Here is a 25,145-nt window from a genome sequence, read left to right on the forward strand (position 1 = left end):
GCAGGCGTGATCGATATCAACGAGTCCGTGATGCAGTTCCTTCTGGCATTCGTCGTCGTCGGCCCGCTCCTCGGCGCCGCCGCCGCTCTCCTGCCCGCCCCGCCCGGACTGAAGGGGAAGTCGCCCGAGCAGGCCGTGCTGAGGCACGGCGTGACCGTCACCGGCGTCGTCCTCATCGCCGCGATCGTCCTCGCGCTCGGCTTCGACCACGACCAGCCGTCGAAGATGCAGGCCAGCACGGACATCAGCTGGATCCCCGCACTCGACGTGCGCATCCACCTCGGCATCGACGGCATCTCCCTGCCCCTTCTGGTCCTGACCGCGCTGCTGACCTTCCTCTGCGCGCTCTACTCGTACTTCAAGATGCCCTCGGGCCCGACCCCGAAGGCCTTCGTCGCACTGCTGCTCGTCCTGGAGTCCGGCACCCTCGCCACCTTCGCCGTCCTCGACCTGCTGCTCTTCTTCCTCGCCTTCGAGATCGTCCTGATCCCGATGTACTTCCTCATCGCCCGCTGGGGCGGCGAAGGCCGAAGCCAGGCCGCCTGGAAGTTCATCCTCTTCACGCTGCTCGGCTCCGTGGTCATGCTGCTCGGCCTGCTCCTGATCGGCATCAAGGCGGGCACGTTCGACATGGTGGCACTCGCCACTGACAACGGCCGGTCACTGACCACATCCGTGCAGGTCATCGCGGTTTTGGCGATCGGGATCGGGCTCGCGGTCAAGACGCCGATGTGGCCGCTGCACAGCTGGCTGCCCGACGCCCACACCGCCGCGCCGACCGTCGGCTCTGTCCTGCTGGCCGGCGTCCTGCTCAAGATGGGTACATACGGGTTCGTCCGGATTCTGCTGCCGATCGCTCCTGACGGCTTCGCCGACTTCGCGCCCTACCTCGCCGCCTTCGCCGTCGTCGGGATCATCTACGGATCCCTCGCCTGCCTCGCCCTCGCCAAGCGGGGCGCGAAGGGCGACCTCAAGCGCCTCATCGCCTACTCCTCCGTCGGCCACATGGGCTTCGTGCTGCTCGGCATCGCGACCATGACCCCGACCGGCCTGAACGGCGCCCTGTTCGCCAACGTCGCCCACGGCCTCATCACCGGCCTGCTCTTCTTCCTGGTCGGCGCGCTGAAGGACCGTACGGGCACGACCGACCTCGACGCCCTCGCCGAGCAGACCGGCGCCGCGCTGTACGGCAAGGCCCCGCGCCTTGGCGGACTGCTCGCCTTCGGCGCGGTCGCCTCGCTCGGACTGCCGGGCCTCGCCGGGTTCTGGGGCGAGATGCTCGCGCTGTTCGGCGCGTTCGAGCCCGCCGCCGAGCTCAGCCGCCCGGCCTTCCTCACCTTCATGGCCATCGGCGCCTTCGGCACCCTGCTCACGGCCGCGTACCTGCTCGTCGTGGTCCGCCGCGTCTGCATGGGCGCCGCGCCGCAGGAAGCCCCGAAGCTCGCCGACGTCCAGACGTACGAGTTCGCGGCCTGGGCCCCGCTCGTCGCCCTCACCGTCGTCGCCGGACTGTGGCCGAAGACCCTCCTCGGCCTGACCGACCCGGCCGTGCAGCAGCTCCTCGCAGGAGGCACCCGATGAGCTCCCTGGCCCAGCCCCTGGCCGAGTCGCTGGTCCAGTCCGTCGACTGGCTCGCCATCGCGCCGCCCACCGTCGCGGCGGCCGTCGCACTCGTGGTCCTCGTCGCCGACCTGTTCGTCGCGGAGAACAGGAAGGCCCTGCTCGGCTGGACGTCCGTAGCCGGCCTGGCGGCCTCCGCGCTCCTGCTGCTGCCCCTCCTGGACGGCGACCGCTCCACCTTCTGCCTCACCGGCGACCCCGGCGTCTGCAGCTACACGGCCGACCGCTTCACGCTCGTCATCCAGTTCCTGGTCCTCGGCGGGGCCCTCCTCGCGGCCCTCCTGTCGGTCACCGCCCTCAAGGACGCCAAGAAGGAACTCCCCGAAGGGGAGTTCTGGTTCCTGCTGCTCTCCTCCGCCGCCGGAGCCGCCCTCCTGCCCGCCTCCCGAGACCTGGCGACCCTCATCGTCGCCCTCGAAGTCGCCTCTCTCCCGGCGTTCGCGCTGGTCGGCCTCCGCTTCGGGGACCGCAAGTCCTCCGAAGCGGCTCTGAAGTTCTTCCTGTCCTCGGTCACCGCGACCGCGGTCAGCCTCATGGGCATCAGCTTCGTCTACGCCTCGACAGGCACCCTCTACCTGACCCAGATCGCCGAGCGGATCCAGAACGTCGACGGACAGCTCGACATCCTCGCCCAGACCGGAGTCGTCCTCACCCTGGTCGGCTTCGCCTTCAAGACAGCCGCCGTGCCCTTCCACTTCTGGGTGCCGGACACCTATGTGGGCGCGCCCCTGCCGGTAGCCGCCTACCTGTCGGTCGTCGGCAAGGCGGTCGGCTTCACCGGCCTGATCCTCGTCACGGTCATCGCCCTCCCGTCGTACGCCGACGTCTGGGGACCGGCCCTCGCGGCGCTCGCCGCCCTCACCATGACCGTCGGCAACGTCGGCGCTCTGCGCCAGCAGGCCACGCGCGCGTACAGCGCTGTACGCCTGCTCGCCTGGTCCTCCGTCGGCCAGGCCGGCTACCTCCTGGTGCCGATCGCCGCCGCCGCGTACTCGGACGACGCCGAGCGGTCCATCGGCTCCACCGTCGCCTACGCGCTCATGTACGCCGCCGTGAACCTCGGCGCCTTCGCGGTGGCCGCACTCGTCGGCCGTACGAAAACCCTCAACCGCCTCAGCGACTACCGCGGCCTGTACGCGCGCAACCCCCTCTCCGCCCTGACCCTGGCCTTCTTCCTGCTCTGCCTCGCCGGACTCCCGCCGGGCATCATCGGCCTGTTCGCCAAGGTCACCGTCTTCTCCGCCGCCGTCGACGCGGGCCTCGGCTGGCTGGCCGTGGTCATGGCCGTCAACGTCGTGATCGCGCTGTTCTACTACCTCCAGTGGACGGCCCTGCTGTTCCGCGGCCCCGAGGGTGAGGCCGTCAAGCACCTTCTCCCCGCGCCCGTGACGGCCACGATGGCCCTCACCGGTGTCGTCGGCATCGCCCTGTCCGGAGCCCCCCAGCTGATCCTGCGTTTCGCCGACACCGGGCTCTTCTGAGCCCTGGCGCATTCCGCACGCGCGCGTGGAGCGTCCCACGCCCCGCCCGCGTGCCGGCGCCCTCACCCGGACGGCCCACGCCCGCCGCCGAACATGCCAGGGAACCCGTGGCCCTCGCCTGGCGTTGACCAGTACGGAAGGGTCCACTGGACGTGACACCACGGCACCAGTGGCATCGCAGATCGAGCAGCAAAGGGTTCCCCTGCCGCACGACTTGGAGGGCGTACCGTGCACCGCCGGCACAACGGGCTCAGGACCGCAGTACTCCTCGGGGGACTGTCCGCACTCATCATCGTCATCGGCAGCTTCTTCGGCCGTATGGGGCTCGTCGTCGCGGTCCTGATCGCGCTGGGCACGAACGCCTACGCGTACTGGAACAGCGACAAGCTGGCGCTACGCGCGATGCGCGCCCGCCCGGTCAGCGAGTTCGAGGCCCCGGGGCTCTACCGCATGGTCCGCGACCTCTCCACGCAGGCCCGCCAGCCCATGCCCCGCCTCTACATCTCGCCGACGGAGGCGCCGAACGCGTTCGCGACGGGCCGCAACCCGCGCAACGCCGCCGTGTGCTGCACCGAAGGCATCCTGCGCCTCCTCGACGAGCGCGAGCTGCGCGGCGTCATCGGCCACGAGCTCAGCCACGTCTACAACCGCGACATCCTCATCTCGTCCGTCGCTGGCGCCCTCGCCTCGGTGATCATGTTCCTGGTCAACTTCGCCTGGCTGATCCCGATCGGCCGCTCCGACGACGACGAGGGCCCCGGCATTCTCGGCATGCTGCTCATCATGATCCTGGGCCCGCTCGCGGCCAGCCTGATCCAGCTGGCCATCAGCCGCTCCAGGGAGTACGAGGCCGACGCCTCCGGCGCCCAGCTCACCGGCGACCCGCTCGCCCTCGCCAGTGCCCTGCGCAAGCTCGAACTCGGGACCAAGCAGCTCCCGCTGCCCCCCGAGCCCCGCATCGAGACCGCCAGTCACATGATGATCGCGAACCCCTTCCGTCCGGGGCAGGGGTTCTCCAAGATGTTCTCCACCCACCCGCCGATGGCGGACCGTATCGCCCGGCTCGAAAAGATGGCAGGCCCCCCACAGTGAAGACCATCCTCAACGTCATCTGGCTCGTTCTGAGCGGCTTCTGGCTGTTCCTCGGCTACATGCTCGCGGGCCTTCTGCTCTGCATCACCGTCATCGGCATCCCGTTCGGCATCGCGGCCTTCCGCATCGGCATCTACGCCTTGTGGCCCTTCGGGTACACCACTGTCGAGCGCCGCGACGCCGGAGCGCCCTCCTGCATAGGCAACGTCCTGTGGCTGGTCCTCGCGGGCTGGTGGCTGGCCATCAGCCACATCGTCACCGGTATCGCCCTGTGCGTCACGATCATCGGCATCCCGTTCGGCATCGCCAACTTCAAGCTGATCCCGGTGTCGCTGTTCCCGCTGGGCCGCGAAATCGTCTCGACGGACCAGCCGTTCTCGTCGCGCTGGTAGGTGCGGCGGGGCGGGCAAGCCGACCGCAGGTTTTCCACAACCCGGGAGTTGTCCACAGGCCGGACCGATTGTCAGTGGCGGCTTGCATCATGAACGCATGACCGAGAACGAGCAGTTGCTGACGAGGGTGGCGGACAAGGCCCGCAACACCCGCCCGTGGGGCTGGCCTTCACTCCCCGACCCCGTGGACGCGGGCACCCTGGCCCGCGCCGAGGCCGCCCTCGGCTTCCGCCTCCCCCCACTGCTCGCCGACCTCTACCTGCGCATAGGAGATGGCGGATTCGGCCCGGAGTACGGTCTGTTGCCCCTGCTCGACAGCCCACCGGCCGGCGAGCCCGCCGCCGTCACGCAGTACCTCGCCAACCGCGAGAGCGCCCGCAAGGATCCTGACTGGCCCTGGCCCGAAGGCGTCCTGCCGATATCCCACTGGGGCTGCGCGATGTACGCGTGTGTGGACTGCCGCAGCCCCCAGGCCGCCGTCCTGCTCTTCGAACCGAACGCCGACGACGCCGACCAGGCGTGGTACGTGGACGCCCCGAGCCTCACGGACTGGCTGCGCGACTGGGTCGACGGCACGGGGTGGTACGAGGAGATGAACGAGGAGCTGGAGATGGCTCCTTGGGCCGAGTTCCGCATACGTACGGCGGTGGCGCGGGCCTCTTGAGGAGGCGCGGACCGGCGGTTGCCGACTGGGCCGACGGCCGCTGGGGCGGACTGCTCGTCGTCCGCGTACGGCGACTGCGTGAGTTTGCCGTTGGCGGTCCAGCGCTCCGACGGCGCGAGTGCGCTGTCGACGGTCGAACGGCCCCCTCTCGCCGACTCGGCCGACGCCCCGTCCAGCGAGCCGCAACGGCTGCTCAGCAGACCCGGCTACCTGTCGCGTCCACGCGCCTCCGGTGACGTCCGGTGCGTGCTGCTGCCTGCTCCCGGCCAGTGCGTCCAGCGGACATGCCACCAGCTGCCCGAACCGCCGACCGGGGGCCCCTCGCCCGGACGGCCGCACGCGCCCGAGCCCACCGGCCCTCAACAGCGGCCCCGACGGCTGCACCGGCCTACCGCCCGCTGCCACCCGCCCGCTCCACCACCCACCGCCGAACCGCGTACGCCACCACACCTGCCACCAGCACGCCCGCACCGGTGACGACCGACACCCCCGGAAGCGAGAACGCCAGCACCACGCACCCGAGAAGCCCCACCGTCGGCACGACCCGCGCAGTCGGTTTCGAGTCGAGAGTCCAGGCCGACGCGTTGGCCACCGCGTAGTACGCCAGCACACCGAAGGAGGAGAACCCGATCGCGCCCCGCACGTCCACCGTGGCGGCCAGGACCGTGACCACCGCACCCACGGCCAGCTCCGCGCGGTGCGGCACCTGGAAGCGCGGATGCACCGCGGCCAGGGCGCCGGGCAGATGCCGGTCGCGGGCCATGGCCAGCGTCGTTCGCGAGACGCCCAGGATCAGGGCGAGCAGCGAGCCCAACGCGGCGACGGCCGCACCAACCCGCACCACCGGCGCCAGCTCCGGCACCCCGGCGGCCCGCACCGCGTCGGCCAGCGGCGCGCCCGCGTCCCCGAGCCGCTCCGCCCCCAGCACGGAAAGGACAGCCACCGCCACACAGGCGTACACCGCCAGCGCGATGCCCAGGGCCAGCGGAATCGCCCGGGGGATCGTGCGTGCCGGATCCCGCACCTCCTCACCGAGGGTCGCGATCCGCGCGTACCCGGCGAACGCGAAGAACAGCAGCCCCGCCGCCTGCAGCACCCCGCCCACGCTGCCCGAGGCCCCGACGTCCAGGCGTCCGGCATCGGACTCCCCGGAACCCAGACACACGACTACCACACAAGCGAGGACAGCCAGGACCACCGCAACGATCGCCCGGGTCAGCCAGGCGGACTTCTGGACGCCGCCGTAGTTCACCGCGGTCAGCGCCACCACGGCCGCGACCGCCACCGCGTGCGCCTGCCCCGGCCAGACGTACGAGCCCACCGTCAGCGCCATCGCCGCACAGGAGGCCGTTTTGCCCACCACGAACGACCAGCCCGCGAGATACCCCCAGAACTCCCCGAGGCGCTCGCGGCCGTACACGTACGTGCCGCCCGAGGCCGGATACAGCGCCGCCAGCCGTGCCGACGAAGTGGCGTTGCAGTAGGCGACCACGGCCGCGAGCGCGAGCCCGAGCAGCAGGCCGGATCCGGCCGCGTGCGCCGCGGGTGCCAGGGCGGCGAAGATCCCGGCCCCGATCATCGAACCGAGCCCGATGACCACGGCGTCTCCGACGCCCAGCGTGCGTCGCAGCTCGGAAGGAGCACGGGAGCCTGTCATGGCCCGAACCCTACTGATCAGTGCAACCGAGGGGTGCCGCAGTGACGTCCTGTTCATCAACAAGGCACGAACAAGCGCGCCACGAGCCCGTCTCACCGCCGAGCGGCACGCAGCGCGCAATGCACACGCACATCGCGCCACGCACAACCTGTCCGCACGGAAGTCACACAGGTCGGACAGTGACAGCACAGCGCGGAAGGGCAGGTTCAGGGCATGACCATCATCAGCTGGATCATCCTGGGGCTGTTGGCCGGGGCCATCGCCAAGTTCCTGCTGCCGGGGCGCGACCCGGGCGGCTTCATCGGCACGACGATCATCGGCATCTCGGGCGCGTTCATCGGTGGCTGGATCTCGGCCCGCTGGCTGGACCACCCGATCACCAAGGACTTCTACGACGGCGCCACCTGGGCCGCCGCGATCGGCGGCTCGCTCGTGCTCCTGATCGCCTACCGCATCCTGTTCGGCCACTCGCGCAACTGAGCGAGGAGTGCATCCCCGGACCGCAGCCGGCAGGCGAGATGGGTGGGCACCGACGGTGCCCACCCTTCCTCGTACCTCCTACGCCCGTGAGTCAGCGACTCACCGGTAGTTCACGAACTGAATCGCGAAGTCGAAGTCCTTGCCCTTCAGCAGGGCGATCACGGCCTGCAGGTCGTCCCGGCTCTTCGAGCTGACCCGCAGCTCGTCGCCCTGCACCTGCGCCTTCACGCCCTTCGGGCCTTCGTCGCGAATGATCTTCGCCACCTTCTTCGCGTTCTCCTGGGAGATGCCCTCCTGGATCTCCGCGAAGATCTTGTACTCCTTGCCCGAGAGCTGGGGCTCGCCCGCGTCCAGGGCCTTCAGCGAGATCCCGCGCTTGATCAGCTTGGACTGGAAGACGTCGAGGACAGCCTTCACCCGGTCCTCGGAGTTCGCCTCCATCAGGATCTTTTCACCGGACCACGAGATCGAGGCACCCACGCCCTTGAAGTCGTAGCGCTGCGAGATCTCCTTGGCGGCCTGGTTGAGGGCGTTGTCGACCTCCTGCCGCTCGACCTTCGAGACGATGTCGAAACTGGAGTCGGCCATGTCCTGTGGCTCCTTGTATCGAGGTGCGTGTGGGGTGCGTATCGGCGGGCGTGGGGGTGGCCGCCGAGCCCGGGCCAGCCCGGACCGCATCCGGACAAGCCTAGCCACCCGGCGTCCCCCGGGAGGCGATCAATCGGGTGGCGAAGCACCCCTGTGCATCGGGTATTGTTTACGTCGTTGCCAGGGAGCACCGCCGAAAAGCGGTTCGAACGGCAGCAAACCCGGCGGTGTGCCCGAGCGGCCAAAGGGAGCAGACTGTAAATCTGCCGGCTCAGCCTTCCCAGGTTCGAATCCTGGCGCCGCCACACTGGGGAAGACCCCCTCCGATCTGCGGAAACGTGGATCGGAGGGGGTTTTCGCGTTCCTGCGTCGCGACCGGGGCACACTGACCCCATGGCCACGCGTCGCAGAAGCTGCCCCGAGTGCCGTCGTGAGATCGCCGTCGTCGCCGGTCGGTTCGCGCGGCACGATCCGCCCGGGGCGCGGGAGAACGGGGAACTCGTGTCGTGCCCGGGATCCCGGCGACAGGCGCAACTCGGGGCAGTGCAGCCGGCCCTGGACGGGTACGCGGTGCCCGAGTTCCCCGGGCAGCTGCCGCTCTTCTGAGGGCCTGAAGGCGCCCCACCGAGGCCCCGAAACTCCCCCGACACTCAGGTGGCCGTCCGCACATCCATCCACGTCACCAGGCCGCCCGCGTCGAACCGGTACACATGCTCGACGGTCTCCTGCGCCCACCGGTCACCCGACGCGTCGCGCATCCCCGGCCGTACGGTCGCCACCACCGTCTCGCCGTCCTCGTCCGGACGCAGGCCCTCCAGTCGTACGAGGGGATGCCCGGCGGCGAACTGCCGCGCCCAGTACGCGCGTACCGCCTCGCGGCCGTGCAGCCGGACTCCGTCGAGAACGTTCGGCCAGTCCACGTCGGGCGCGAGACACCGTTCCATGTAGGCCTCTCGCTCGTCCGTCGAGAAGACCTCGTACATGCGCCGCAGCAGCGCCTCCTGCGCGGCGGGAACCCCGTCGGTGCCCAACGTCAGTTACCCGCCACCGACTTCACCGCCACCGACACCGGAGCCGACCCGCTGATCAGTTCGAGCGTCAGACCGGCCGTCGCCGGGGTGTCGAGCAACTCCGCGAGTACGGCGGCCACGTCGTCACGCGGAATGGGGCCGCGGCCGGTGTGTGCCTCCAGGCGTACCAGGCCGGTTCCGGCGTCGTTCGTCAGCATGCCGGGGCGCAGGATCGTCCAGTCCAGGGCGTCCAGGCCGCGGACGTACTCGTCGGCGGCGCCCTTGGCGCGCAGGTAGACGTCGAAGACGTCGTCGCCCTCGTGCCGCGGGTCCGCACCCATCGACGACACCACCAGGAAGCGCCGTACGCCCGCCTGGACCGCCCCGTCCGCGAACAGCACCGCCGCTCCCTTGTCCACCGTGTCCTTGCGGGCCGTCCCGCTGCCGGGGCCGGCGCCGGCAGCGAAGACCACCGCGTCCGCGCCCCGCAACCGGGTCGCGACCTCCTCCACCGAGGCCGACTCCAGGTCCAGCACGACGGGTTCGGCACCGGCCTCCCGCAGGTCGCCGCTCTGTTCGGCCTTGCGGATGATCCCCGCTACCTCGTCCCCGCGCGCGGCGAGCAGCTTCTCCAGCCGCAGCGCGATCTGACCATGACCACCAGCGATGACAATGCGCATGTTTCCGACCGTACGCCCGGACGGACGCATCCGCCGCACGACTTCAGTCACGCCTCACATCACGCGAGCGCACGGCCCACGCCCCTGTGGTGCACAGCGCGCGTCCCCGGGCACACAACCCACGCGCGGGCACCGGGCGCACGAGTCGCAGGCACACCCCGGCGCACTCCCACCGCTCACGACAACTCCCCCCGCCCCTGCCGCGGCAACCCCAACTCCGCGGCCACAGCCGAGTTGCAGTACTCCCGCACCGCGCTCGTCCGTGCCACCACGCGCCCCCGATGCACCACGATGCGGCTGTACGCGAGGGACAGCGCTCCGGCCAGCCGTTCCCCGCGTACCGCCAGCAACTCGGCCGGGAAGCCCGCCTCCACCCGTACCTCGGGCAGGCCCAGCACCGAACGCGCCGACGCGCTCACCGCGTCGTAGGCGTCCTCGGGGCGTAGCCCGTGACGTGAGGAGAGCAGGTAGGCGGCCTCCAGCGGGTCCCCGCGTCCCACCGGGTTCGACACGTCCCTCAGGGCGCCGCTTCCGGCCGCGACGCGTACGCCGGCGGCGCGCAGCAGTCGTACGGGCGCCGTAGCCCGCCGTTCCACGCCCCCGCAGCCGCCCTGTGGCAGGCACACGACCGTCACCCCGGCCGCGGCGAGCTGGTCCGCAGTGCGGGAGGCGGCCTGGGCCGGCAGGCGCCCCAGGCCGCCGCACGGGCCGAGCGTCACACCGGGGCGCAGCCCGCCGGCCATCGCGGCGAGGCGGGCCAGGCGCGCCGGGTCGGTGGCGTCGGTGTGCAGGTCGACGGGGCAGCCGTGTTCCGAGGCGACCTCCAGGACCGCCTCCACGTAACCCGTCGGATCCGGGTCCAGGTCGGGACAGCCGCCGACCACCGAGGCGCCCATCTTCAGGGCGTCCCGGAGCATCGCGAGCCCGTCGGCGCCGGCCACACCTGTCAGCAGCCGGGGCATCGCCACCGTCGTCAACTCGGTGAGCCCGCGCAGCGAACGCCGTGCCTGCAGTACGGCGGCCAGCGCGCTCAGCTCCTGGACGTCGCCCACGCGCACGTGTGCCCTTAGCGCGGTCGCCCCGTGCCCGAGCTGCAGCAGGGCGGCCTCGGTGGCCCGGCGCTGGACGTCCGGGGGGTCGTACGAGACCGGGCCGCCGGCGTCGGCGGAGAGAGCGGTGTCGCCGTGGGCGTGCGGTTCGGCCGGGGCCGGCAGGAGCAGGTAGCCGGTGAGGTCCACGCGCGCACCGCACGCGCGCGTGCCGTCCCCCGCCAGGCTCCCCGCCGTACCGACCGCCTCGATGCGCCCGCCGACCAGCCGTACGTCCACGGTCCGGCCGTCGGTGAGCCGCGCCCCGCACAGCAGCAGTGCGGACGGGTCGGCCGGTCCGGACGAGCCCGACGAGGACGACGAGTGGGGCGGCTGGGGCTGACTGTCGGGCATCGCGTTCCAGAGGCTCGGGGCTGCGCATCGGGGCTGAGGGGACGGTGCTGGGAACTTCGCCGGGCACGCAAGATCACGCAGAGTGAGACGAGCCTAGGGTGACGATCCGGCCCTGGCGCGCAGGAGCGCAATAGTCGTACCGGTGTGGTCCGCCGAACGGGAGTCCCGCCGCGGTACCGCAGTGGCCTGCGAGGTGTCTGTGCAGCCCGCCGATCGGCCGCAGGGAGGTGCCGCGAAACGGATTTGGGTGAACGGCAGCCGAGCGTGTAATGTCTTCATCGCTCGCCCCAATAGCTCAGTCGGCAGAGCGTCTCCATGGTAAGGAGAAGGTCAACGGTTCGATTCCGTTTTGGGGCTCTGGTGTGAGAGGTTCCCGTCGCAAGGCGGGGCCCGATCGCATCGCAGCGGTGTAGCTCAGTCGGTAGAGCAAGCGGCTCATAATCGCTGTGTCACCGGTTCAAGTCCGGTCACCGCTACTGACAGTAGCCGATTGCGGGGTCGGTCCTTCGATCGGCTACTCTTTCTTGCGTTGAATCAGTCCATCCGTTCGTCTTAGGAGCACTCACGTGGCTGCCACCGACGTCCGCCCGAAGATCACGCTGGCCTGCGTGGAGTGCAAGGAGCGGAACTACATCACCAAGAAGAACCGGCGTAACAACCCGGACCGTCTTGAGATGAAGAAGCACTGCCCGCGTTGCAACGCGCACACCGCGCACCGCGAAACGCGATAAATCAGGCTCGTACGCGAGGCCGCCCCCACAGTCTGGGGGCGGCCTCGCGTCGTTTCCGCCCCGGTTACCGGTCGGTTCCGGCCGACCCGGGCAGCCACGCGGACCAGCAGGTCAGTCACAGCAGACAGCAGGAGGTGCCGAGCCATGGCGCTCGACCAGTCCTTCGTGGGGCGGAGCTACCCGCCCACCGACCCCTATGAGGTGGGCCGGGAGAAGATCCGTGAGTTCGCGGAGGCGGTGGGGGACACCAACCCGGCGTACACGGACCCGGAGGCGGCCAAGGCGCTCGGGCACCCCGATGTGATCGCCCCGCCGACCTTCGTCTTCGCGATCACCTACAAGGCCGCGGGACAGGTCGTCCAGGACCCCCTGCTGGGCCTGGACTACAGCCGCGTGGTGCACGGTGACCAGAAGTTCGCCTACACCCGCCCTGTACGCGCCGGCGACCGGCTGACCGTCACCTCGACCATCGAGACGATCAAGACCATGGCGGGCAACGAGATCCTGGACATCCGCGGCGAGGTCCACGACGAGGCGGGCGAGCACGTGGTGACCGCCTGGACGAAGCTGGTGGCCCGCCCCGCGGACTCCGCCGACTCCGAGGAAGGGAAGGCCTGAGACCGATGACGGCGAAGATTGCGTACGACGACGTCGAGGTCGGCACCGAGCTGCCCACCCAGACCTTCCCCGTGAACCGCGCCACGCTCGTCCAGTACGCGGGCGCCTCCGGTGACTTCAACCCGATCCACTGGAACGAGAAGTTCGCCAAGGAGGTCGGGCTGCCGGACGTCATCGCGCACGGCATGTTCACCATGGCCGAGGCGATCCGTGTGGTCACCGACTGGACCGGCGACCCTGGCGCGGTCGTCGAGTACGGCTGCCGCTTCACCAGGCCCGTCGTCGTACCGAACGACGGCCAGGGCGCCACGATCGAGGTCAACGGCAAGGTCGCGGCCAAGCTCGACGACAACAAGGTCCGCGTGGACCTGACCGTGAAGAGCGCCGGGCAGAAGGTGCTCGGGATGTCGCGGGCGGTCGTACAGCTGGCGTAACGGCACGCGCGTGTCGTGCGGTAAGGGGCGGTCTCCATGGTGGGGCGCCCCTTACGCATTTCCAGGTGTCGCACATTCCTGGCGTACCCCCTTGCGCCAGTTAGTGATTGAGTACTAACTTACCTTTCATGGCCAGGATGAGTGCAGAGGAGAGGCGCGAGAGCGTCATCCGTGCGGCGATGACCGAGTTCGCCCGCGGTGGCTACTACGGCACGTCGACCGAGGTGATCGCCAAGCGGGTCGGTGTCTCGCAGCCGTACCTCTTCCGGCTCTTCCCGGGCAAGAAAGCGATCTTCCTCGCCGCCGCACAGCGGTGCGTCGAGGACACCATCCGGATGTTCGCCGAGGCCGCCGAGGGGCTGGAGGGCGAGGAGGCCAGGCGCGCCATGGGCGGGGCGTACCGGAAGGTCGTCTCGGAGCAGCCCGAGCGGCTGATGATGCAGATGCAGATGTACCTGGCCGTGGCGGCCGCCGAGCAGGAGGGCGACCACGAGTTCGGCGAGGCCGTGCGGGCCGGCTGGATGCGGTTGTGGGACACCATCCACCTGCCGCTGGGGGCCGAGGTCGGCGAGACGACGTCCTTCCTGGCGCACGGCATGCTCATCAACTGCCTGGTGGCCATGGGTTTCCCGCCCGAGCACCGAGTCTGGGCGGGGATGGCCCCGGCGCAGGGAGCCGAGAGGCTGTCGTAGGGGCAGGGTCGACGGGACTGCCATGCCCTTCCGCGCCCCCAGAAGTTAGTGATCAATAACTATCCATCCTATCCGAACCCATCACCCTGGGGGAGCGATGTCACACCAGACCGAACCAGCCATCCGGACGACCGGCCGGGGCGGGGCCGTGTGGGCCCTCGTCATCACCAGCGTCGCGGGGTTCATGGCAGCCCTCGACAACCTCGTCGTCACCACCGCACTGCCGTCCATCCGCGAGGACCTCGGCGGAGGGCTGCACGACCTGGAGTGGACGGTGAGTGCCTACACGCTCACCTTCGCCGTCCTGCTGATGTTCGGCGCGGCGCTTGGCGACCGCTTCGGCCGCCGCCGGCTCTTCCTCGTCGGCATCACGATCTTCACCGGCGCGTCCGCCGCGGCGGCCCTCGCGCCCGGCATCGACTCCCTCATCGCCGCCCGCGCGGTCCAAGGCGCAGGCGCGGCCATCATGATGCCGCTGACGCTGACCCTGCTGACGGCGGCCGTCCCGGCGGCCAAGCGCGGGATGGCGTACGGCATCTGGGGTGCCGTCAACGGGCTGGCGATCGCGTCCGGGCCGCTCATCGGGGGCAGCCTCACCGAGCACATCTCCTGGCAGTGGATCTTCTGGCTGAACGTACCGCTCGGCCTCGCCCTGCTGCCGCTCGCCCGCCTGCGCCTCGCGGAGTCCTACGGCACGGGCGCGCCGCTCGACATCCCCGGCACCCTGCTGGCCAGCGGCGGCCTGTTCGGCATCGTGTACGGCCTGGTGCGCGGCCCTGCCGACGGCTGGACCGGCCGTCTGGTCCTGACGGGCCTGTTCGCCGGAGGGGCGCTGCTCGTCGGCTTCGTGCTCTACAGCACACGCGCCAAGAACCCGATGCTGCCGATGCGGCTGTTCCGTTCGCGGGCCTTCTCGGCGATCAACGCCGCGAGCATGCTGATGTTCCTCGGCATGTTCGGGTCGATCTTCCTGCTCAGCCAGTACATGCAGGGTGTGCTCGGCTACTCGCCGACCGAGGCGGGGCTGCGCATGCTGCCGTGGACCGGCATGCCGATGCTCGTCGCGCCGATCGCCGGCATCCTCTCCGACCGCATCGGGGGGCGCCCGGTCGTCGCCACCGGCCTGTTCCTCCAGGCGGCCGGGCTCGCCTATCTCGCCTCCGTGACCATCGTCGACGCCTCCTATGACGCCCAGCTGCCCGGCCTGATCATGAGCGGGATCGGCATGGCGCTGTTCTTCGCCCCCGCCTCCAACCTGGTCATGTCCAGCGTCCGCGCCTCGGAGCAGGGCATCGCCTCGGGCGCCAACAACGCGCTGCGCGAGGTCGGCGGTGCGCTGGGCATCGCCGTCATGGGGTCGATCTTCTCCGCGCAGGGCGGCTACGAGACCGGCCAGACCTTCGTCGACGGTCTGCGGCCCGCCTTGATCACCGGCGCCGCAGTGGTGGCCCTTGCGGGCGTCGCGGCGCTGCTGATCCCGGCGGGGCGGCGGGTCGGCCCGGCCGTGAGCGAGGCCGAGCAGGCGCCGGAGCCGGTGCTGGAGAAGATCCCCGGCTGACCCCTGCCTGAATCCGGCCCGTGCCGCAGAGGCGGGGCCGGACTCAGGTGGCTGTCGGCTTGAGGGTGCCCCGCGTGGGGGGGGCGCGCAGCCCGGCGCTACGGGGTGCCGCCTGAGGGTCGGGAGCCGCCCCAGCGGCACCACTGCCCGCAGCTGCGCGGGCTGTGGCGGATCGCGGCGGAGTCGGCGCAACGGCACGCGGCTGGGTCGGGGGAGGGGGGACGGCCGCGGCTACGCAGGCTGGCGCCGACCTGCGGCTGGGGCGGCGCGACGGTCCGCAGCAGCACAGGCTGTGGCCGACCGCGGCGGGTAGGCGAGACGGCCCGCAGCTAGGCACGCTGCTGCAGGCGCGCGAGGCGATGGCGCATACCCCCGCGCGGGCCCGCGCTAGGCATGCTGCTGCGGTCGCGCGGCGCGTACCCCCCCGCAGGGCGCGCAGCTGGGCACGCTGCTGCGACCACGCGGCGATGGCGCGTACCCCCACGGGCCTGCGGTCGCGTACGGCGGGAAGGGGACGTGTCGGGGGGTGTCCGCCCGCAGTGGCCGGCGTCAACACGCGGGACCTCTTGGCCTAAGTCCGGCCGCCGGTCCGAGGACGGACACCCCCCGGCGCGGCCCCGACCCACCCACCGACCCGTAGGCGCTACGCGAACCCCCACCCCACCCGCACAGGCGCCGCAGGCATCGGCCACGCGCACCCCCACCCCACCCGCACAGGTCCGCCGCAGGCACCCCCGCCCCACCGCCGGAGGCCCACTCCCACCGTCTCGTTACTCTTGAGCCCGTGCAGGTACTCCACGACGCCCCCCTCGCCCCCCTCACCACCTTCCGCCTGGGCGGCCCCGCCACCCGCCTGGTCACCGCGACCACCGACGCCGAGGTGATCGACGTCGTGCGTGAGGCCGACGCCGGCGGGACGCCGCTGCTGCTCATCGGCGGCGGATCGAACCTGGTCATCGGGGACAAGGGCTTCGCGGGCACCGCCCTCGTCATCGCCACGAAGGGCTTCGAGCTGGACGGCACCACCCTCGAACTGGCCGCCGGCGAGGTGTGGACCGACGCAGTCGCACGCACCGTAGAGGCCGGGCTGGCCGGGATCGAGTGCCTCGCCGGTATCCCCGGCTCCGCGGGCGCCACACCGATCCAGAACGTCGGCGCCTACGGCCAGGAGGTCTCCTCGACGATCACCGAGGTGATCGCGTACGACCGCCGCGTGGGCGAGACCGTCGTCATCCCGAACGCCGACTGCGCCTTCTCCTACCGCCACAGCCGCTTCAAGGCCGACCCCGAGCGCTACGTCGTCCTGCGCGTCCGCTTCCGGCTGGAGGACGCCGACGGGCTCTCCGCGCCCATCAAGTACGCAGAGACGGCCCGTGCCCTCGGCGTCGAACCCGGCGACCGCGTCCCGCTGGCCGACGCCCGCGAGACGGTCCTGAAGCTGCGTACCGGGAAGGGCATGGTCCTGGACCCCGAGGACCACGACACCTGGTCGGCCGGGTCCTTCTTCACCAACCCGATCCTCACCGACGAACAGTTCGCGGCGTTCCACGCGCGCGTGCGCGAGCACCTCGGCGACGGCGTGGAGCCGCCCGCGTACCCGGCGGGGGAGGGCCACACCAAGACCTCCGCGGCCTGGCTGATCGACAAGGCGGGCTTCACCAAGGGCTACGGCACCGGCCCCGCCCGCATCTCCACCAAGCACACCCTCGCCCTGACCAACCGCGGCGAAGCGACCACCGAGGACCTGCTGGCTCTCGCCCGCGAGGTCGTGGCCGGCGTCCGCGAGGCCTTCGGCATCACGCTGGTCAACGAGCCGGTCACGGTGGGCGTCAGCCTCTAGGCCCCTCAAGATCCCTCCAGGCCCTGTCGATAGACCCCTCCAGACCCTGTCGGCAAGTTCCCGGCCGAGCGAATCTCCGTTGTGCGCGGCCCGGTGCCATCGTCACCCTGGGCGGCATGACCCACCCGGCCACAAAAATCCCCGCATGCGACTGAGACTGCGCGAGTTCCGGCCCAGGACCGGCCCGTACGAACACCGGGTCGTCCAGCCCTGGCAGCCCCTGCGCCACACCTCCCTGCGCGGCCCCGACCCCATCGGCCTGCTGCTGGGCGACCACGACGGGCTGAACCGGCTCGCGGGGCTGTTCTCCTTCGCGGCCTACTCCCGGCACACCGTCGTCCACGTGCCCCTGCGCGACGCGACACCGATCGACGAGGGCTGGGGCGAGCCGGTCGACCTCGTCCTGGCCCATCACACGTCCGGCCTGCGCCCCAGCAAATGGCCCGGACTGCGCCGGAAACTGCGGCAGGGCACACCGCTGACCGTCCGCACCGACGAGGCGCGCACCGCCCGGGACGCCGCGTCCTGGCGCACACGGTCGCAACGGGCGGACTTCCGCGAAGAGCTGCGGCACACCACCTACGCCCGCACGTTCTTCCTGTTCGGCAGCCGGGACATTTTCGCCGAGACCGCCACGGGCTTCGCCCACGCGGCAGGCTGGGGGCCGTACCAGAAGGGCGTCGTCAAAGGGCGTTCGGCGCTGATGACGTCGCTCCCCTCACTGAGCCAGCCGCCCGGCGGCGGACACCCCGTCGAGGTGCTGATCTGCTTCAAGCCCTGTCCGCCCTACGCCCACTTCAAGCGGCCGGGCCGCTGAGCCAGTCGTCCACCCCCGCCAGCAGCTTCCCCTTCACGTCCTCCGGCGCCGCCGACCCCCGCACCGACTGCCGGGCCAGTTCCGCCAGTTCCGCGTCCGTGAAGGCGTGGTGGCGGCGGGCGATGTCGTACTGGGCGGCGAGACGGGAGCCGAACAGGAGGGGGTCGTCCGCGCCCAGGGCCATCGGGACGCCCGCCTCGAACAACGTCCGCAGCGGCACGTCCTCCGGCTTCTCGTAGACGCCGAGGGCGACGTTCGAAGCGGGACACACCTCGCACGTCACGCCCCTGTCCGCGAGGCGCTTCAGCAGCCGCGCGTCCTCGGCGGCCCGCACCCCGTGGCCGATCCGGTGCGCGTGCAGGTCGTCCAGGCAGTCACGGACCGAGGACGGGCCCGTCAGCTCACCACCGTGCGGGGCCGACAGCAGGCCGCCCTCGCGCGCGATGTGGAAGGCACGGTCGAAGTCGCGCGCCATGCCGCGGCGCTCGTCGTTCGACAACCCGAAGCCGACCACACCCCGGTCGGCGAACCGCACCGCGAGCCGCGCCAGCGTACGGGCGTCCAACGGGTGCTTCATGCGGTTCGCGGCGACCAGGACGCGCATCCCGAGCCCCGTCTCCCGCGACGCCGTCTCCACGGCGTCCAGGATGACCTCCAGCGCCGGGATCAGACCGCCCAGCCGGGGCGCGTACGACGTCGGATCGACCTGGATCTCCAGCCAGCCGGAGCCGTCCCTGATGTCCTCCTCCGCGGCCTCCCTGACCAGCCGCTGGATGTCCTCCGGCTGCCGCAGACACGAGCGTGCCGCGTCGTACAGGCGCTGGAAGCGGAACCAGCCCCGCTCGTCCGTCGCCCGTAGCTTCGGCGGCTCCCCGCTGGTCAGCGCGTCGGTCAGCGCCTCGGGCAGGCGCACGCCGTACTTGTCGGCCAGTTCCAGCAGGGTCGCCGGCCGCATCGAGCCGGTGAAGTGCAGGTGCAGATGGGCTTTCGGCAGCTCAGAGACATCACGTACACGCTCCATTCCAGGATCCTGCCGTACGTCACCGGTGTCCCGGAAGCGGATTCCCCTTTAGTGGTCTTGCTCGCACGAAGAAGCGGGCCGCCTCCCGAAGGAAACGGCCCGCACGCGCGCGTGAAGGGAGCAGGACGTCAGTCCCGCGCCTCCGCCAGCAGCTTCTGGATCCGACTCACGCCCTCGACGAGGTCCTCGTCACCGAGCGCGTACGACAGCCGCAGATAGCCCGGCGTGCCGAAGGCCTCGCCCGGGACGACCGCGACCTCGGCCTCCTCCAGGATCAGCTCGGCCAGCTCGACGCTGCTCTGCGGGCGCTTGCCGCGGATCTCCTTGCCCAGCACGGCCTTCACCGACGGGTACGCGTAGAAGGCGCCCTCGGGCTCCGGGCAGACCACGCCGTCGATCTCGTTGAGCATCCGCACGATCGTCTTGCGGCGGCGGTCGAAGGCCTCGCGCATCTTCGCGACCGCGTCCAGGTCACCGGAGACGGCGGCGAGGGCGGCCACCTGGGCCACGTTCGAGACGTTCGACGTGGCGTGCGACTGGAGGTTGGTCGCGGCCTTCACGACGTCCTTCGGGCCGATGATCCAGCCCACGCGCCAGCCCGTCATGGCGTACGTCTTGGCGACACCGTTGACCACGATGCACTTGTCGCGCAGCTCGGGCAGGAGGGCCGGCAGGGACACGGAGACCGCGTCGCCGTAGACGAGGTGCTCGTAGATCTCGTCGGTCAGCACCCACAGGCCGTGCTCGACGGCCCAGCGGCCGATGGCCTCGGTCTCGGCCTCGCTGTAGACCGCGCCGGTCGGGTTCGAGGGGGAGACGAACAGGACGACCTTCGTCCGCTCCGTGCGGGCCGCCTCCAGCTGCTCGACCGAGACGCGGTAGCCGGTCGTCTCGTCGGCGACGACCTCGACCGGGACACCGCCGGCGAGACGGATCGACTCCGGGTACGTCGTCCAGTACGGGGCCGGGACGATCACCTCGTCACCCGGGTCGAGGATCGCGGCGAAGGCCTCGTAGATGGCCTGCTTGCCGCCGTTGGTGACCAGGACCTGCGAGACGTCGGGCTCGTAGCCGGAGTCGCGCAGCGTCTTCGCGGCGATCGCGGCCTTCAGCTCGGGCAGACCGCCGGCCGGCGTGTAGCGGTGGAACTTCGGGTTCTTGCAGGCCTCGATGGCCGCCTCGACGATGTAGTCCGGGGTCGGGAAGTCGGGCTCACCGGCGCCGAAGCCGATCACCGGACGCCCGGCGGCCTTGAGGGCCTTGGCCTTGGCGTCCACGGCGAGGGTGGCGGACTCGGAGATCGCGCCGACTCGGGCGGAGACCCGGCGCTCGGTGGGAGGGGTTGCAGCGCTCATGGGGCCCATGGTTTCAGACCGGAAACGCGGGCGGCACGCGGGTTTCACAGACTGAACATCGGCTGAACATCAGTCCGGATCCGCCCCGCGGCCTGGGCGATCTTGCGTTGTCGCACGGCCGGTCCGCAGGCGATCTTCCGCCGCCCAAGCCCCCATCGGGCACTTTCTGTTCGACGAGGCGCCCGGGACCACGTACACTCTCACCTCGTTGGCCTTCAGCAGCCCGCACTCGCACGGTGCACAACGAGCACCCGGTCGGATGCGGTACGTTGGGGGACACACCAAAGGGTCGTAGCTCAATTGGTAGAGCACCGGTCTCCAAAACCGGCGGTTGGGGGTTCAAGTCCCTCCGGCCCTGCTACACACACCTTCGCCAGGATGTGTGCGCATGTACGTACAGCAATGCACCGCCGTGCGGCTCAGACCGGGCGCGGCACGGCCACGACCCGGAATCAGGTGAGGACGAGTGACGGACGCCGTGGGCTCCATCGACATGCCTGATGCCCAGGACGAGGCGCCGGAGTCCAAGAAGAAGACCCGGAAGGGCGGCAAGCGCGCCAAGAAGGGCCCGCTGAAGCGCCTCGCGCTCTTCTACCGTCAGATTGTCGCGGAACTCCGCAAGGTCGTCTGGCCGACGCGGAACCAGCTGACGACGTACACCACTGTGGTGATCATCTTCGTCGTCATCATGATCGGCCTGGTGACCGTGATTGACTATGGGCTCGACAACGCCGCCAAGTACGTCTTCGGCTGAGCCAAGAGCGAAGGGCGCCGTGGTTACCGGCGCCCCTTTCGCATGTTCCACCCCTATGTATCCAGGAAGAAGCAGCCACCGTGTCTGACCAGAACCTGAACGACGCCGTCGAGCCAAGCGGGCAGGGTGCCGAGTCCGTGGAAGACGAGCTCGACATCGTCGAGGGCGCGGACGAGGACCTGGACGAGGTCGAGGCTGCCGACGCCGAGGCGGGCGAGCCCGCCGAGGAAGCCGCGCTGCACGAGGAGGACGAGGCCGAGGCCGCCGAGGAGGAGGCCGAGCCCGTCGACCCCGTCGCCGCGCTGCGCGAGGAGCTTCGCACGCTGCCCGGCGAGTGGTACGTCATCCACACCTACGCCGGTTACGAGAACCGCGTGAAGACCAACCTGGAGCAGCGCGCCGTCTCGCTGAACGTCGAGGACTACATCTTCCAGGCCGAGGTGCCGCAGGAAGAGGTCGTCCAGATCAAGAACGGCGACCGCAAGACGATCAAGCAGAACAAGCTGCCGGGTTACGTCCTGGTCCGCATGGACCTGACCAACGAGTCCTGGGGCGTCGTCCGCAACACCCCCGGCGTCACCGGCTTCGTGGGCAACGCCTACGACCCGTACCCGCTGACCCTGGACGAGATCGTCAAGATGCTCGCCCCGGAGGCCGAGGAGAAGGCCGCTCGCGAGGCCGCCGAGGCCGAGGGCAAGCCGGCTCCGCAGCGCAAGGTCGAGGTCCAGGTGCTGGACTTCGAGGTCGGCGACTCGGTCACCGTCACCGACGGCCCGTTCGCCACGCTGCAGGCCACGATCAACGAGATCAACCCCGACTCGAAGAAGGTCAAGGGCCTGGTGGAGATCTTCGGCCGCGAGACGCCGGTCGAGCTCTCCTTCGACCAGATCCAGAAGAACTAGTTCTTTCTGGAACCACCGCTTCCGCGCAGGTCAGGCGAACGCTCGAGCGGCCGCCTGACCTGCTCGGTTTTTGGCCGCGCATCCATACCCGTTATCGTTGTGCGGTATGCCTTCATCCGGGACGCGACCCGGGCGGGGGCACGCCTCAATCGAAAGGACCCGGAGAGTAATGCCTCCCAAGAAGAAGAAGGTCACGGGGCTCATCAAGCTCCAGATCCAGGCCGGTGCCGCCAACCCGGCCCCGCCGGTCGGCCCCGCGCTGGGTCAGCACGGCGTCAACATCATGGAGTTCTGCAAGGCCTACAACGCCGCGACCGAGTCGCAGCGCGGTTGGGTCATCCCGGTGGAGATCACGGTCTACGAGGACCGCTCCTTCACCTTCATCACCAAGACGCCGCCGGCCGCCAAGATGATCCTCAAGGCCGCGGGCGTGGAGAAGGGCTCCGGCGAGCCGCACAAGACCAAGGTCGCCAAGATCACCGAGGCGCAGGTCCGCGAGATCGCCACCACGAAGATGCCCGACCTCAACGCCAACGACCTGGACGCCGCCGCGAAGATCATCGCCGGCACCGCCCGTTCCATGGGCATCACGGTCGAGGGCTGACCCCAACCCCCCAAGCAGAAGTGAGTGGCAGGGCCTGCTCGGCCCGGACCACAACTCCTAAGACAACACAGGAGCAGTAGTGAGCAAGCGCAGCAAGTCTCTCCGCGCTGCGGACGCCAAGGTCGACCGGGAGAAGCTCTACGCCCCGCTCGAGGCCGTCCGTCTCGCCAAGGAGACGTCCACGACCAAGTTCGACGGCACCGTCGAGGTCGCCTTCCGTCTGGGTGTCGACCCGCGTAAGGCCGACCAGATGGTCCGTGGCACCGTGAACCTTCCGCACGGCACCGGTAAGACCGCCCGGGTCCTGGTCTTCGCGACCGGCGACCGTGCCGAGGCCGCGCGTGCCGCGGGCGCCGACATCGTCGGTGCCGACGAGCTGATCGACGAGGTTTCGAAGGGCCGCCTGGACTTCGACGCCGTCGTCGCCACCCCGGACCTCATGGGCAAGGTCGGCCGCCTCGGCCGTGTGCTCGGTCCGCGTGGTCTGATGCCGAACCCGAAGACCGGCACCGTCACCCCCGACGTGGCCAAGGCCGTCACCGAGATCAAGGGCGGCAAGATCGAGTTCCGCGTCGACAAGCACTCGAACCTGCACTTCATCATCGGCAAGGCGTCCTTCGACGACACCAAGCTGGTGGAGAACTACGGCGCCGCGCTGGAGGAGATCCTCCGTCTGAAGCCGTCCGCCGCCAAGGGTCGCTACATCAAGAAGGCCGCCATCACCACCACGATGGGCCCCGGCATCCCGGTCGACCCGAACCGCACCCGCAACCTCCTTGTCGAGGAGGACCCGGCCGCGGTCTGAGCCATCGGCTCACCAGGCTCGCAGACGGGCCCCGCACCCTTCCCGGGTGCGGGGCCCGTCCCGTTGTCCGGACCCGTTTGTCAGTGCGCTGGGTTAACGTGCATGCACGGGATTCGCACAGGGGGAACGAATGACGAGCACGAAGGCGCGCCGGTCGGCGTTCTGGATCGCGCTGCTGACAGTGCTGACGGCTCTCGCCGCCTGCACCCCCTCCCACCCTGACGAACGGGGCCGCGCCAAGCCCTCCCGCGCCGTCACGGCCGCCCTGAGCACCGTGGAACGCGCCACCGGCCGGGCCGAGTCCGCCCGCGTGAAGTCGGCGACCACCATGGGCTCCACGCTCTCCATGAAGGCCCACGGCACCCTCCTCTGGGGCGACGGCCTCACCGGCACCCTGACGATCACGTACACCGGCGGCACGACGGCCGAGACGATGCGCCGGCTCGGCACCACGTCGATGGAGGCCCGCTATCTCCCCGACGCCTACTACGCGCGTATGGGCGAGACGTTCGCCGAGAAGACCGACGGCAAGCACTGGATCAAGTACGCCTACGACGACCTGGAACACCTCGCCGGCAGCTCCGGAGCGGACCTCGCGGACCAGATGCGCGGCACCGCGCCGCATACGTCGGTGAAGCTGCTGCTGTCCTCCGGAGACGTGCGGAAGGTCGGCGAGGAGACCGTGAGCGGCGAGCGCACCTCGCACTACTCCGGCACGGTGCAGGGGCAAGGCGCCACCGAACAGACCGTCGACATATGGGTCGACGACCGGGATCTGCTGGTCAAGAAGGTCGAGAAGGGCCGGACGGCCACGGGGCCGCTGACCCAGACCGCGTACTACAGCGACTACGGCGTGAAGGCCGAGGTTCGGAAGCCTCCGGCGGGGGACACGGCGGACCTGAAGGAGCTGCTGAAGAAGCAAGGGTGACGGTGCCTGCGTTAGGCTCTCGATCTTGCTGTGCGCCGACCACGCATCAGCGATGCATTCCTTGGGGGGAATCGATGAGGCTTTCCGTACGTGCCGCCATGCCTGCCGCCGCGCTGCTGCTCGCCGGCTGCGGGACAGGGGCCGGCGAGCAGCAGTCCGCGGACTCGTCCGTCGCGGAGGCCGTGGCGCGGGCCGCGGAGAAGAGCGAGGGCGTCACGTCCCTGCGCTACCGGCTGACCGGCCGGTTCCCGGAGCGAGGGCGGATAGCCGACGAGGGGACCGTCCGCACGAAGCGGGCGGTGGCCCGGCTCAAGACGGTCAACCTGAGCGGCGAGGAACGCGGCGAGACCGAGCTGCGCCTGGTCGGCGGGGTGCTGTACGAAAGCGCACCCGCCGACATGGTCCGGAAGCTGGGCGGCAGGCACTGGATCAGCTACGGCCCGGCCGCCGAGTTCACCACGGACAGCGGCCTGCGCATGGACGTCGGCGCCATGCGCGACCAGGTCGGCCGCAACCCGGCCCGGGAAGCCGGCTTGCTGGCCGGTGCGCGGGACGTGAAGCGGGTCGGCGGCGAGAAGGTCGACGGGGCCGACACCACGCACTACGCGGGCACGGCCGCCGTCGACGAGCTCCGAGCCTCGCTCAAGGACGTCGAGGACAAGGCCACCCGGCAGGGGCGCGAGCGCAGCCTCGACCAGTACAAGAACCTGGGCGTGGAGGAGCTCACCCTGGACGTGTGGGTCGACGGCGACGACCGCGTCAAACGGCTCCGCACCCAGGGCTTCGGCCGCAAAGGAGCGCTCGACCTCACCTTCACGTTCCTCGACTACGGGAAGCCGGTGACCATCCCGGCGCCCCGCCCGGAGGACACCGCGGACATGCGGAAGCCGCTGAAGAAGAACAGGAGCTGAGGGGCGTAGGGGCCGATTTGCTTGACAGCGATCCCGTCCCGTACCCTCCTACAGAAGCCAAAGACCGCT

The 25,145-nt window shown here is 70.3% G+C and carries 26 protein-coding genes, 4 tRNA genes and 1 pseudogene; 24 read left to right on the forward strand and 7 right to left on the reverse strand.

The features are described 5' to 3' along the window. Window positions 1-6: 6 nt before the first annotated feature. The 5 genes from ACZ7L6_RS24115 (at window position 7) to ACZ7L6_RS24135 (ending at window position 5,249) form a co-directional block, all read left to right on the forward strand. Window positions 7-1,581, forward strand: coding sequence for a complex I subunit 4 family protein (locus ACZ7L6_RS24115; RefSeq protein ID WP_471927166.1), 1,575 nt, complete (start codon window positions 7-9; stop codon window positions 1,579-1,581). After that, window positions 1,578-3,101, forward strand: a complete 1,524-nt coding sequence (locus ACZ7L6_RS24120; protein WP_471927168.1) for an NADH-quinone oxidoreductase subunit N — start codon at window positions 1,578-1,580, stop codon at window positions 3,099-3,101. Before ACZ7L6_RS24115 ends, ACZ7L6_RS24120 begins: the two co-directional genes overlap by 4 nt. 228 nt (window positions 3,102-3,329) lie before the next feature. Beyond that, window positions 3,330-4,193 carry a zinc metalloprotease HtpX gene (gene htpX, locus ACZ7L6_RS24125; protein WP_471927170.1) on the forward strand — a complete coding sequence of 288 codons (864 nt, stop codon included), beginning with the start codon at window positions 3,330-3,332 and terminating at the stop codon, window positions 4,191-4,193. Then, window positions 4,190-4,585 carry a YccF domain-containing protein gene (locus ACZ7L6_RS24130; RefSeq protein WP_471927172.1) on the forward strand — a complete coding sequence of 132 codons (396 nt, stop codon included), beginning with the start codon at window positions 4,190-4,192 and terminating at the stop codon, window positions 4,583-4,585. Before htpX ends, ACZ7L6_RS24130 begins: the two co-directional genes overlap by 4 nt. Window positions 4,586-4,682: 97 nt before the next feature. Then, window positions 4,683-5,249 (forward strand): SMI1/KNR4 family protein, encoded by a 567-nt coding sequence (locus ACZ7L6_RS24135; RefSeq protein ID WP_471927174.1) that lies wholly within the window; start codon window positions 4,683-4,685, stop codon window positions 5,247-5,249. Between the two features lie 388 nt (window positions 5,250-5,637). Here the strand turns inward: ACZ7L6_RS24135 and ACZ7L6_RS24140 are convergent, their stop codons facing one another. Beyond that, the gene (locus ACZ7L6_RS24140; protein WP_471927176.1) at window positions 5,638-6,906 is read right to left on the reverse strand and encodes an APC family permease; all 1,269 of its coding nucleotides are present in this window, start codon (window positions 6,904-6,906) and stop codon (window positions 5,638-5,640) included. Between the two features lie 213 nt (window positions 6,907-7,119). On the opposite strand from ACZ7L6_RS24140, the gene ACZ7L6_RS24145 reads away from it, so the two are divergent. Next, a complete protein-coding gene (locus ACZ7L6_RS24145) occupies window positions 7,120-7,386 on the forward strand; it encodes a GlsB/YeaQ/YmgE family stress response membrane protein (RefSeq protein WP_471927178.1) in 267 nt (88 codons plus the stop codon). Between the two features lie 99 nt (window positions 7,387-7,485). On the opposite strand, the gene ACZ7L6_RS24150 is transcribed toward ACZ7L6_RS24145, so the two are convergent. Then, the gene (locus ACZ7L6_RS24150) at window positions 7,486-7,974 is read right to left on the reverse strand and encodes a YajQ family cyclic di-GMP-binding protein (protein ID WP_471927180.1); all 489 of its coding nucleotides are present in this window, start codon (window positions 7,972-7,974) and stop codon (window positions 7,486-7,488) included. A 223-nt stretch (window positions 7,975-8,197) separates the two neighbouring features. Here ACZ7L6_RS24150 and ACZ7L6_RS24155 point away from each other — a divergent pair. Continuing rightward, window positions 8,198-8,279, forward strand: a tRNA-Tyr gene (locus ACZ7L6_RS24155). A gap of 88 nt (window positions 8,280-8,367) precedes the next feature. Further along, on the forward strand, window positions 8,368-8,580 hold the full coding sequence (locus ACZ7L6_RS24160; RefSeq protein ID WP_471927182.1) for a hypothetical protein: 213 nt from the start codon (window positions 8,368-8,370) through the stop codon (window positions 8,578-8,580). A gap of 44 nt (window positions 8,581-8,624) precedes the next feature. Here the strand turns inward: ACZ7L6_RS24160 and ACZ7L6_RS24165 are convergent, their stop codons facing one another. The 3 genes from ACZ7L6_RS24165 to ACZ7L6_RS24175 form a co-directional block, all read right to left on the reverse strand. Then, window positions 8,625-9,005: a nuclear transport factor 2 family protein gene (locus tag ACZ7L6_RS24165; protein WP_471927184.1), complete on the reverse strand. Its 381-nt coding sequence runs from the start codon at window positions 9,003-9,005 to the stop codon at window positions 8,625-8,627. A 2-nt stretch (window positions 9,006-9,007) separates the two neighbouring features. Beyond that, entirely contained in the window at window positions 9,008-9,664 is a 657-nt protein-coding gene (locus tag ACZ7L6_RS24170; RefSeq protein WP_471927186.1) for an SDR family oxidoreductase, read from the reverse strand. A gap of 176 nt (window positions 9,665-9,840) precedes the next feature. Next, a complete protein-coding gene (locus ACZ7L6_RS24175; RefSeq protein ID WP_471927188.1) occupies window positions 9,841-11,106 on the reverse strand; it encodes an amidohydrolase family protein in 1,266 nt (421 codons plus the stop codon). A gap of 284 nt (window positions 11,107-11,390) precedes the next feature. Between ACZ7L6_RS24175 and ACZ7L6_RS24180 the strand changes: the two genes are divergently transcribed. The 9 genes and pseudogenes from ACZ7L6_RS24180 (at window position 11,391) to ACZ7L6_RS24220 (ending at window position 17,796) form a co-directional block, all read left to right on the forward strand. Further along, window positions 11,391-11,463 (forward strand) — tRNA-Thr (locus ACZ7L6_RS24180). 46 nt (window positions 11,464-11,509) lie between these two features. Beyond that, window positions 11,510-11,582, forward strand: a tRNA-Met gene (locus ACZ7L6_RS24185). Window positions 11,583-11,672: 90 nt separating this feature from the next. Beyond that, a complete protein-coding gene (gene rpmG, locus ACZ7L6_RS24190; RefSeq protein WP_003948671.1) occupies window positions 11,673-11,837 on the forward strand; it encodes a 50S ribosomal protein L33 in 165 nt (54 codons plus the stop codon). A gap of 144 nt (window positions 11,838-11,981) precedes the next feature. Further along, window positions 11,982-12,455 (forward strand): FAS1-like dehydratase domain-containing protein, encoded by a 474-nt coding sequence (locus tag ACZ7L6_RS24195; RefSeq protein ID WP_471927190.1) that lies wholly within the window; start codon window positions 11,982-11,984, stop codon window positions 12,453-12,455. A 5-nt stretch (window positions 12,456-12,460) separates the two neighbouring features. After that, window positions 12,461-12,889 (forward strand): MaoC family dehydratase, encoded by a 429-nt coding sequence (locus ACZ7L6_RS24200; protein WP_471927192.1) that lies wholly within the window; start codon window positions 12,461-12,463, stop codon window positions 12,887-12,889. A 128-nt stretch (window positions 12,890-13,017) separates the two neighbouring features. Beyond that, a complete protein-coding gene (locus tag ACZ7L6_RS24205) occupies window positions 13,018-13,581 on the forward strand; it encodes a TetR/AcrR family transcriptional regulator (protein ID WP_471927194.1) in 564 nt (187 codons plus the stop codon). Window positions 13,582-13,678: 97 nt separating this feature from the next. After that, entirely contained in the window at window positions 13,679-15,139 is a 1,461-nt protein-coding gene (locus ACZ7L6_RS24210) for an MFS transporter (protein WP_471927196.1), read from the forward strand. Between the two features lie 772 nt (window positions 15,140-15,911). Then, window positions 15,912-16,979 (forward strand): annotated as a pseudogene (locus tag ACZ7L6_RS24215) (UDP-N-acetylmuramate dehydrogenase); the annotation flags it as partial. 145 nt (window positions 16,980-17,124) lie between these two features. Beyond that, window positions 17,125-17,796: a hypothetical protein gene (locus tag ACZ7L6_RS24220; RefSeq protein WP_471927198.1), complete on the forward strand. Its 672-nt coding sequence runs from the start codon at window positions 17,125-17,127 to the stop codon at window positions 17,794-17,796. On the opposite strand, the gene ACZ7L6_RS24225 is transcribed toward ACZ7L6_RS24220, so the two are convergent. After that, window positions 17,777-18,817 carry an adenosine deaminase gene (locus tag ACZ7L6_RS24225; RefSeq protein ID WP_471927200.1) on the reverse strand — a complete coding sequence of 347 codons (1,041 nt, stop codon included), beginning with the start codon at window positions 18,815-18,817 and terminating at the stop codon, window positions 17,777-17,779. The genes ACZ7L6_RS24220 and ACZ7L6_RS24225 overlap by 20 nt on opposite strands. Window positions 18,818-18,945: 128 nt before the next feature. Continuing rightward, window positions 18,946-20,172: a pyridoxal phosphate-dependent aminotransferase gene (locus tag ACZ7L6_RS24230; protein WP_471927202.1), complete on the reverse strand. Its 1,227-nt coding sequence runs from the start codon at window positions 20,170-20,172 to the stop codon at window positions 18,946-18,948. 285 nt (window positions 20,173-20,457) lie between these two features. Here ACZ7L6_RS24230 and ACZ7L6_RS24235 point away from each other — a divergent pair. The 7 genes from ACZ7L6_RS24235 (at window position 20,458) to ACZ7L6_RS24265 (ending at window position 25,076) form a co-directional block, all read left to right on the forward strand. Continuing rightward, window positions 20,458-20,530 (forward strand) — tRNA-Trp (locus tag ACZ7L6_RS24235). 108 nt (window positions 20,531-20,638) lie between these two features. Next, window positions 20,639-20,926 (forward strand): preprotein translocase subunit SecE, encoded by a 288-nt coding sequence (gene secE, locus ACZ7L6_RS24240; protein WP_003998859.1) that lies wholly within the window; start codon window positions 20,639-20,641, stop codon window positions 20,924-20,926. Between the two features lie 80 nt (window positions 20,927-21,006). Then, window positions 21,007-21,828, forward strand: a complete 822-nt coding sequence (gene nusG, locus ACZ7L6_RS24245) for a transcription termination/antitermination protein NusG (protein WP_471927205.1) — start codon at window positions 21,007-21,009, stop codon at window positions 21,826-21,828. A gap of 169 nt (window positions 21,829-21,997) precedes the next feature. Next, complete coding sequence (gene rplK, locus ACZ7L6_RS24250; RefSeq protein WP_028805116.1) at window positions 21,998-22,432, forward strand: 50S ribosomal protein L11; 435 nt, start codon at window positions 21,998-22,000, stop codon at window positions 22,430-22,432. 79 nt (window positions 22,433-22,511) lie between these two features. Then, window positions 22,512-23,237 (forward strand): 50S ribosomal protein L1, encoded by a 726-nt coding sequence (gene rplA, locus ACZ7L6_RS24255; protein ID WP_129799294.1) that lies wholly within the window; start codon window positions 22,512-22,514, stop codon window positions 23,235-23,237. 130 nt (window positions 23,238-23,367) lie between these two features. After that, on the forward strand, window positions 23,368-24,165 hold the full coding sequence (locus ACZ7L6_RS24260) for an SCO4651 family lipoprotein (protein WP_471927207.1): 798 nt from the start codon (window positions 23,368-23,370) through the stop codon (window positions 24,163-24,165). A 74-nt stretch (window positions 24,166-24,239) separates the two neighbouring features. Further along, window positions 24,240-25,076, forward strand: coding sequence for an SCO4651 family lipoprotein (locus ACZ7L6_RS24265; protein ID WP_471927209.1), 837 nt, complete (start codon window positions 24,240-24,242; stop codon window positions 25,074-25,076). Window positions 25,077-25,145: the final 69 nt, after the last annotated feature.

Source organism: Streptomyces sp. NPDC107522 (assembly GCF_055657525.1).

Excerpts from the sequence above, each read along its gene's own strand:
- ACZ7L6_RS24200 (WP_471927192.1), top strand. The coding sequence starts at position 12,461 with ATGACGGCGAAGATTGCGTACGACGACGTCGAGGTCGGCACCGAGCTG.
- ACZ7L6_RS24230 (WP_471927202.1), bottom strand. The coding sequence starts at position 20,172 with ATGAGCGCTGCAACCCCTCCCACCGAGCGCCGGGTCTCCGCCCGAGTC.
- rplK (WP_028805116.1), top strand. The coding sequence starts at position 21,998 with ATGCCTCCCAAGAAGAAGAAGGTCACGGGGCTCATCAAGCTCCAGATC.
- ACZ7L6_RS24260 (WP_471927207.1), top strand. The coding sequence starts at position 23,368 with ATGACGAGCACGAAGGCGCGCCGGTCGGCGTTCTGGATCGCGCTGCTG.
- ACZ7L6_RS24225 (WP_471927200.1), bottom strand. The coding sequence starts at position 18,817 with ATGGAGCGTGTACGTGATGTCTCTGAGCTGCCGAAAGCCCATCTGCAC.
- ACZ7L6_RS24210 (WP_471927196.1), top strand. The coding sequence starts at position 13,679 with ATGTCACACCAGACCGAACCAGCCATCCGGACGACCGGCCGGGGCGGG.
- ACZ7L6_RS24195 (WP_471927190.1), top strand. The coding sequence starts at position 11,982 with ATGGCGCTCGACCAGTCCTTCGTGGGGCGGAGCTACCCGCCCACCGAC.
- ACZ7L6_RS24170 (WP_471927186.1), bottom strand. The coding sequence starts at position 9,664 with ATGCGCATTGTCATCGCTGGTGGTCATGGTCAGATCGCGCTGCGGCTG.
- ACZ7L6_RS24135 (WP_471927174.1), top strand. The coding sequence starts at position 4,683 with ATGACCGAGAACGAGCAGTTGCTGACGAGGGTGGCGGACAAGGCCCGC.
- ACZ7L6_RS24220 (WP_471927198.1), top strand. The coding sequence starts at position 17,125 with ATGCGACTGAGACTGCGCGAGTTCCGGCCCAGGACCGGCCCGTACGAA.
- ACZ7L6_RS24265 (WP_471927209.1), top strand. The coding sequence starts at position 24,240 with ATGAGGCTTTCCGTACGTGCCGCCATGCCTGCCGCCGCGCTGCTGCTC.
- ACZ7L6_RS24140 (WP_471927176.1), bottom strand. The coding sequence starts at position 6,906 with ATGACAGGCTCCCGTGCTCCTTCCGAGCTGCGACGCACGCTGGGCGTC.
- ACZ7L6_RS24120 (WP_471927168.1), top strand. The coding sequence starts at position 1,578 with ATGAGCTCCCTGGCCCAGCCCCTGGCCGAGTCGCTGGTCCAGTCCGTC.
- ACZ7L6_RS24145 (WP_471927178.1), top strand. The coding sequence starts at position 7,120 with ATGACCATCATCAGCTGGATCATCCTGGGGCTGTTGGCCGGGGCCATC.
- ACZ7L6_RS24205 (WP_471927194.1), top strand. The coding sequence starts at position 13,018 with ATGGCCAGGATGAGTGCAGAGGAGAGGCGCGAGAGCGTCATCCGTGCG.
- ACZ7L6_RS24150 (WP_471927180.1), bottom strand. The coding sequence starts at position 7,974 with ATGGCCGACTCCAGTTTCGACATCGTCTCGAAGGTCGAGCGGCAGGAG.
- ACZ7L6_RS24160 (WP_471927182.1), top strand. The coding sequence starts at position 8,368 with ATGGCCACGCGTCGCAGAAGCTGCCCCGAGTGCCGTCGTGAGATCGCC.
- ACZ7L6_RS24175 (WP_471927188.1), bottom strand. The coding sequence starts at position 11,106 with ATGCCCGACAGTCAGCCCCAGCCGCCCCACTCGTCGTCCTCGTCGGGC.